The sequence below is a fragment of the Congregibacter sp. genome (assembly GCF_965660375.1).
Classification (GTDB): domain Bacteria; phylum Pseudomonadota; class Gammaproteobacteria; order Pseudomonadales; family Halieaceae; genus Congregibacter.
Genome location: NZ_CBFHZO010000069.1, coordinates 1 through 7804, shown reverse-complemented (window position 1 = coordinate 7804; position 7804 = coordinate 1). Strand labels below are relative to the sequence as shown.

Annotated in this window: 6 protein-coding genes; 2 read left to right on the top strand and 4 right to left on the bottom strand. The window is 59.1% G+C overall.

The features are described 5' to 3' along the window. The 4 genes from ACTG3T_RS06280 to ACTG3T_RS06265 all read right to left on the bottom strand — a co-directional run. Nucleotides 1-1260, bottom strand: a 1260-nt coding sequence (locus ACTG3T_RS06280) for an adenosylhomocysteinase (protein ID WP_439101410.1), incomplete at its 3' end; no start/stop codon positions are given. Between the two features lie 207 nt (nucleotides 1261-1467). After that, nucleotides 1468-2622, bottom strand: coding sequence for a methionine adenosyltransferase (gene metK, locus ACTG3T_RS06275; RefSeq protein ID WP_439101409.1), 1155 nt, complete (start codon nucleotides 2620-2622; stop codon nucleotides 1468-1470). Nucleotides 2623-2641: 19 nt separating this feature from the next. Then, nucleotides 2642-3643, bottom strand: a complete 1002-nt coding sequence (locus tag ACTG3T_RS06270) for an ArsR/SmtB family transcription factor (protein ID WP_439101408.1) — start codon at nucleotides 3641-3643, stop codon at nucleotides 2642-2644. A gap of 73 nt (nucleotides 3644-3716) precedes the next feature. After that, on the bottom strand, nucleotides 3717-5201 hold the full coding sequence (locus ACTG3T_RS06265) for an HD-GYP domain-containing protein (protein WP_439101407.1): 1485 nt from the start codon (nucleotides 5199-5201) through the stop codon (nucleotides 3717-3719). Nucleotides 5202-5358: 157 nt separating this feature from the next. Between ACTG3T_RS06265 and tkt the strand changes: the two genes are divergently transcribed. Together tkt and ACTG3T_RS06255 are read left to right on the top strand one after the other, a co-directional pair. Then, nucleotides 5359-7356, top strand: a complete 1998-nt coding sequence (gene tkt / locus ACTG3T_RS06260; RefSeq protein ID WP_439101406.1) for a transketolase — start codon at nucleotides 5359-5361, stop codon at nucleotides 7354-7356. A 4-nt stretch (nucleotides 7357-7360) separates the two neighbouring features. Next, nucleotides 7361-7804, top strand: a 444-nt coding sequence (locus ACTG3T_RS06255) for a glyceraldehyde 3-phosphate dehydrogenase NAD-binding domain-containing protein (protein WP_439101405.1), incomplete at its 3' end; no start/stop codon positions are given.

Below are 7804 nucleotides of genomic sequence, written 5' to 3'. Positions count from 1 at the left end.
TTCAACGGTCAGTGCAGCGGCTTTGTCTGCGGCAGACTGATCGGCAAACTTGCGCTCGAACAGGTGGATTTGCGCCAGTACCTGGTTGGCGAAGGAGCCGTCCATGATGCGTGAGGGGTGGCCGGTGGCGTTACCCAGGTTCACCAGGCGGCCTTCGGCCAGCAGGATCAGGTAGTCGTCGTTGGTGGCGTCGATGGTTTTGCCGGTGCGGTGAATCTTGTGCACCTGCGGCTTGACCTCTTCCCAGCCCCAGTTGGCGCGCATGAAGGCGGTGTCGATCTCGTTGTCGAAGTGACCGATGTTGCACACCAGCGCCGCACTCTTGAGTGCGCCCAGCATACGGGCGTTGCAGACGTTGTAGTTGCCGGTGGTGGTGACCAGCAGGTCTGTTTTCTGGAGCAGTTCACGATCGATGCACTCGTCACTGCCGTCATCGATGCCATCGATGTAGGGTGATACCACTTCGTAGCCGTCCATGCAGGCCTGCATGGCGCAGATGGGGTCCACCTCGGTCACGCGAACGATCATGCCTTCCTGACGGAGCGACTGAGCAGAACCTTTACCAACATCACCGTAGCCGATGACCAGGGCACGCTTGCCCGACAGCAAGTGGTCCGTGGCACGTTTGATGGCGTCGTTAAGGCTGTGGCGACAGCCGTACTTGTTGTCGTTCTTGGACTTGGTCACGGAATCGTTAACGTTGACCGCAGGTACCTTGAGTGTGCCCGCTTCGAGCATCTCATAAAGACGGTGCACACCGGTGGTGGTCTCTTCGGTGATGCCGTGGATTGTGTCGAGCATCTGCGGATACTTGTCGTGCAGGATCGCGGTGAGATCGCCGCCATCATCCAGGACCATGTTGGCATCCCAGGGCTGGCCATCCTTTAGAATAGTCTGCTCGATGCACCACTCGTACTCTTCTTCGGTCTCACCCTTCCAGGCAAAAACCGGAACCCCTGAGGCCGCGATAGCCGCTGCTGCGTGATCCTGGGTAGAGAAAATGTTGCAGGAGGACCAGCGCACTTCCGCGCCCAGGTGCGTCAGTGTCTCAATGAGCACACCGGTCTGGATGGTCATGTGGATACAGCCGAGGATCTTCGCGCCCGACAGGGGCTTGGAATCGCCGTACTGCTCACGAAGCGCCATCAATGCCGGCATTTCGCCTTCGGCAATTTCCAGCTCGCGACGACCCCAGTCGGCAAGACTGATGTCGGCGACGCGATAGTCGGGGGTGGTGTTCAGCTTGGTTACGGTGCTCATATTACTGCTCCTGATTACTTCTCTAAAAATTTGTGGGTGTGATCTTTGCTCTACTCGGCTGATGTATCGCCGCAGTAATGCAGTGTGAGTCGGTAAGGTTGATCGCGGGCGTCAATCGCCATGGATGGCGATTGCCGAGCCTGTCATGGATGACGCTGTTTGGCGTCCCGCGAGCAGCCTTACCGAATTGCGCTGCATGGTGTTCGTTTAGACCGCCGCCTTCAGAGCTTCTGCCTTGTCAGTACGTTCCCAGGTGAAGTTCGGCTCTTCGCGGCCAAAATGCCCATAGGCTGCAGTCGCGCGGTAGATGGGTCGCTTGAGGTCCAGCATGTCCACCAGGCCCTTGGGCCGCAGGTCAAAATGTTCACGAACCAGCTCGACAATGCGCAGGTCATCGATCTTGCCGGTGCCAAAGCTGTTGACTGAGATGGACGTAGGCTCTGCCACACCGATGGCGTAGGAGACCTGGATTTCGCAGCGATCGGCAAGCCCGGCTGCGACGATGTTTTTGGCAACGTAGCGTCCCGCGTAGGCCGCCGAGCGATCGACTTTGGAGGGGTCCTTACCGGAGAAGGCACCACCACCGTGACGGGCCATGCCACCGTAGGTATCAACGATAATTTTGCGGCCTGTAAGTCCGCAGTCCCCCACGGGGCCGCCAATGATGAACTGGCCGGTAGGGTTGATGTGGTACTGCGTGTCGGCGTGGAGCCACTCGGCAGGTAACACGTCCTTAACGATCATCTCCATGACCGCTTCGCGGATATCTGATTGAGAGACTTCGGCGTCGTGCTGTGTGGAGAGCACTACGGCGTCTACGGCAACGGGCTTGCCGTTGTCGTAGCGTAGCGTCACCTGGCTTTTTGCGTCGGGACGGAGCCAATTCAGAGTGCCGTCCTTGCGAAGCTGGGCCTGGCGCTCCACCAATCGGTGAGAGTAATAAATGGGTGCTGGCATGAGTACATCGGTTTCGTTACTGGCGTAGCCAAACATGAGGCCCTGGTCGCCGGCACCCTGCTCTTTCTTCTCGCCTTCATCAACACCCATGGCGATATCGTGGGACTGCTTGCCAATGGCATTGAGTACAGCACAGGATGCACCATCAAAGCCCACGTCGGAGCTGTTGTAGCCGATGTCCAGCACCACGTCGCGAACAATTTCCTCAAGGTCAACGTAGGTATTGGTTGTCACCTCACCGGCGACCACGACCATTCCGGTTTTGACCATGGTCTCCACCGCGACCCGTGCATCCCGGTCGTCGCTCAGGATATGGTCCAGCACCGCGTCAGAAATCTGATCGGCCATTTTGTCCGGGTGTCCTTCGGAAACCGATTCCGAAGTGAAGATGCCGTACTCGCTCATAGTTGTTCCTTATAACAATCTAAGATGTATTTTTTGCTGCTACGAAGAGGCGCAGCTGAAGTTTGAATCCGTTACGCTGGCCCAGGTAGCTGCCGGTAAGCTCCTTAAGGCCCGCAGCGGATGCCCAGTCCTGCAGCAGCTCCGGTGCAAATCCCAGCCATAAGTCTCCGCAGTTCTCCCGGGTCCAGCCCTGCTGATGCTCACAGAGCTCCGTAATAAGAAGCGCACCGCCCGGTGCCAGAGCGCTGGCTGCGTCCTGCAAAGTGCTTGCGGGGTCCGGCGTGTGATGGAGCACCATGTTGATCACAATCAAATCGGCGCGCAGCGACATCAGTGCCTGGTGACGGGTATCGCCGAGGATAAACTCGATGTTGTTCAGCGTTGCGGCCGTGCTTTGCGCGCTCTCCAGCATGGCCGGTGCATTATCCAGGGCAATGACGCGCTCAAACTGCTCGCTCAGGCGAGGTAGCAGCCAGCCGTCACCGGGACCCACTTCTAATGCTGTTCTGCGGTGTGCGACGGGGAGTGCATCAAGAAGACTGTTCACAGCGCCGGCGTAGCGCTCCGGGGCGGCAATGAGATCCTGCTGCTCACGGAATCGCGCCACATTACTGGTGAAGAAATCGAGAGAGTTCTGTTCCCGCTGCCGTTGGAGCCTGTCGCGACGAGCTTCTTCGTTCACGCCCAGCTCCAGGGTGTCTGCCGCGCTGAGCAGCGCCTGCTGGAGCGCGGCGAAGGGCTCATCTCCCGTTAACTCCTGCCGCCGGTAAAAAATATGATTGCCGTCCCGTTGGCTGCACAGTAAACCGGCGGTGCTCATGAGCTTAAGATGGTGGCTCAGGGCGGGCTGACGGACGTCCAAAACGGCGCAGAGCTCGGACACGTCCATGGCATCGTGGCGCAGCAGGCGCAAAACGCGCAGACGCAGACTGTCTGCCGCCGCCTTGCATAGGCTGGCGAGCTGAGTCTGGGTGTCTTTGCTCTCCGCCGGAGCTAAAGGACTGGGGGCTGCCGAATTCATAGGGCGCGGAGTGTAGCAGCAACTCAACCTATATCAAGGAATTTTGATATAGGTTGTTTTCCGCTGGATGGCCTTAACTGCTGGGACTGACCTCTAGCGCTAAAAACGCCTTGCACATGGCTTCGTCATAAATAGTGCCCATACCGCGCTGAATTTCTGCCCGGGCGGCGTCCATCCCGAGTGCCGGACGATAGGGTCTGTGGGAGCTCATGGACTCGGCAACGTCCGCAATGGCAAGTAGACGCGCCCCGGGCAGAATGTCTTCCGCCTTCAATCCCCGGGGATAGCCGCTGCCGTCCAGGCGCTCGTGATGTTGGAGCACCATCGTGGCTACCGGCCAGGGAAAGTCCACGGACTTCAGGATGTCGTAGCCGGCCTGGGGGTGGCTTTTTATCAGGGCGAACTCCTCCTCCCTGAGTGCGCCTGGCTTCATGAGAATTTCTGAAGGAATGTTGATCTTACCGATATCGTGCATCAGTGCTGCCATTTCGAGCCCTTCGATAGCGGCTTCCGGCCAGTTCAGGGCCCTGGCGATACGGGTAACCAGCTCTGCCGTTCGTGCCTGGTGTCCGCTGGTGTAGGGGTCGCGCTTCTCAATGGTGGCGGAAATCGCCGCGACGGTGTTGCGCCATACCGAGTGCAGTTTGTGCTCACTGCGCTGGCGGGCGAGTTCAAGGCTGACGCGCTCTGCATAGGCCAGCAATGCGGTTTTGATGGATCTATCGTCACTCACCGGATCTTTACTGATGAGGCAAAGGATTCCCCCTGCTTCTCGATCCTCATCGAATAAAGGTACGCCGATGTAAGCCTCTGCCCCCATGCGCTGCAGTTCGACATCGTTGGGGAAAAGCTCGGCAACGTGGGCGCAATAGCTCCTCGGTTGCTTGCCGAACACCTCCCGACAGGGCGTGCCCGCTATGTCGTAGCAAAAACTGTCGGCGGGCCTGCCTTTTTCCCAGGCCGCCTCCACCACCAAAGTGTCGGGTGTATCGGCCGGTACCGCCAATCCCACAAAAGCCCCGTCGAATAGGTCCGAGAGCGTGCGCACGGCACCCCAGAGGAACTCTTCCCCGGATAAGCGCCGAAGATCCGCGAACGCCTCTGCCACTACCCCTTCTATGACTTTGAGGTGCTCGACGTCCTCGAACACGAAATCCATTCCGTGATTGTCGGCGTCATAGCTGAAAGATGCGCGCACAGTGACAGTCCCGCCGTCGACTCGCTTAAGCAACAGTTCCTGGCTAAATCGCTTACTTGTGGCGGGCTCGAAATTGTTCTCGACACTACCCGTGAAAGCATGGATGAGAGCGTCGAAAAGCCACCGAATATTGTGGGCTCCGGGATCAAAGCCCTCGAGGCACTGGAGCTTGTCTGGGTAGCCAAGGAGCTTGGCTAGAGGCGTGTTGCTGGCATCCAGGCTCATGCTGTGGAGGTTGTAGTGGCCCATGCCCAGACGCCGCGACGGAGCTTCTTTAGCCTTATCAGCAGCTGCTCCAGCCTTGAAAGATGGTAGCCCCGCCTTTGTCGAAGGCTTTCGACTGTCGATTGGATTATCCATAAGAATCAGCCTAGCAGAACCCAAGCGCACATCAAATTGAAGGCGGATGTTCCGGCTTAAACGCATAACTGCGTGAAAGAGGCCCTGGATACTCGGTTTACCCCCGGCCCTGCTTGCCCGATAATGCGCGCCCCGCGTAGACTCCTCAGGTATCAGCATGACCAGCCAAACCGACCTTGCGAACGCCATTCGCGCCCTTTCCATGGATGCCGTTCAGCAGGCCAACAGCGGCCACCCGGGGGCACCCATGGGGATGGCGGATATCGCCGAAGTGCTCTGGAACGGCTTTTTGCGCCACAACCCGCAAAACCCCGACTGGCCCAATCGTGATCGATTCGTGCTGTCCAACGGCCACGGTTCCATGCTGATTTATTCGCTGCTGCACTTGACGGGCTACGACCTGCCCATGGAAGAGATCAAAAACTTCCGCCAGCTTCACAGCAAGACCCCCGGCCACCCTGAGTATGGTTACGCGCCGGGCATTGAAACCACGACAGGCCCCCTCGGCCAGGGCATCAGCAACGCCGTGGGCATGGCGATCGCCGAGAAGGCCCTCGCGGCGCAGTTCAACCGCGGCGGTCACGAGGTAATTGATCACTTTACCTACGCATTTGTGGGAGATGGCTGCTTGATGGAGGGCATCTCCCATGAGGTCTGCTCCCTCGCGGGTACCCTCGGACTAGGAAAACTTATCGCCTACTACGACGACAACGGCATTTCCATTGATGGTGAGGTCGCGGGGTGGTTTAGCGACGATACCCCCAAACGTTTTGAGGCCTACGGCTGGCAGGTGATTGCCAGCGTAGACGGACATGATCCCGCAGCCATCGAGGCAGCTACCGAGGCGGCGCGGGCAGATAGTTCCCGTCCGACACTTATCTGTTGCCGCACGGTGATCGGTAAGGGTGCTCCCAATAAGGAAGGTACCGCCGCGACCCACGGCGCACCCCTGGGCACCGACGAAATCGTGGCAACGCGAGAAGCCATCGGATGGACGCACGATGCCTTCACAATCCCCGACGATATCTACGCCGGATGGGATGCAAAGGCGGCTGGCGCTGAACAGGAAGCGGCCTGGAATACGGTAATGGATAGCTACCGGGAGGCGCACCCAGAGCTGGCCGCGGAGCTCGAGCGTCGCCTGGCAGGTGATTTGCCGGCGGATTTTTCGGCTAAAGCACAGGCTTATATAGAACAGTGTCAGGCCGCCGGCGAGACTATCGCCTCGCGAAAAGCCTCACAGAACGCCATCAATGCGCTGGGCCCCATGCTTCCCGAGTTTATGGGTGGCTCCGCAGACCTGGCGGGTTCCAATTTGACTTTATGGTCTGGATCTCAGGGCGTTAACGCTGATGACGCTGCGGGCAACTATATTTATTACGGTGTTCGCGAGTTTGGTATGTCTGCCATCATGAACGGCATTGCGCTCCATGGGGGCTTCATTCCCTACGGCGCGACTTTCCTGATCTTTATGGAATATGCCCGCAATGCCGTGCGTATGGCGGCATTGATGCGCCAGCGCTCCATCTTCGTGTACACCCATGACTCCATTGGTCTGGGTGAGGACGGCCCCACCCATCAGCCAGTAGAGCAGTTAACCGCGCTTCGCGCTACGCCGGGCCTGCAAACCTGGCGTCCCTGCGATGCCGTAGAGTCAGCGGTGTGCTGGAAGGCCGCCGTGGAACGTGCTGACGGCCCCTCGGCGCTGGTGTTTTCCCGTCAGGGGTTGCCGCACCAGGAGCGCAATGCAGAGCAGCTGGCTAACGTTGCCCGGGGCGGTTATGTGCTCCGCGATTGCGACGGCGCGCCAGAAGCAATCCTGATTGCCACCGGTTCTGAAGTGGGACTGGCTATGCAGACAGCGGAGGCTTTGTCAGATCGCGCGATACGGGTAGTCTCCATGCCCTGCCCCGAGGTGTTTGAACAACAGGATGCGGGCTATCGGGAATCGGTATTACCCAGCGACTGCCTGGCGCGCGTGGCCGTAGAGGCAGCTCACGTGGACTACTGGCATAAGTATGTGGGGCTCGACGGTCGCATCGTCGGAATGAGCACCTTTGGCGAATCTGCGCCGGCGGGTGAGCTGTTCGAGCAGTTCGGCTTTACCGTGGATAACGTGACCGCCGTGGTGACTGAGGTTCTGGAGTCCATCTAGGGCCATGTTGCGGATTGCCATCAACGGTTACGGACGCATTGGTCGCACTCTGCTAAGGGCGCTCCAGGAGAGCCCCCACCGTGATGCCATGCAGGTGGTGGCGATCAACGAGTTGGCAGATGCGAACACCGTGGCCCACCTAACGCGCTATGACTCTACCCACGGGCGATTCCCCGGCACCGTCGAGTTGCTGGACGACCGTCTGTGTATCAATGGCCAGCAGAAAAGGCTCTTGCGCGAAGAGAGCGTCGCCAATCTGGACTGGACCGCTATCGGGGTGGATATGCTGCTGGAATGCTCCGGCGCCTTTTCGGATCGCCTCACCGCGGAGCAGCACCTGAAAGCCGGTGCCAGGCGCGTGCTGTTTTCCCAGCCCGCGGAGCCCGACGTTGACGCCACGGTCGTCTTTGGCGTCAATCACGACAGCCTCCGCGCCGCACATAGCGTG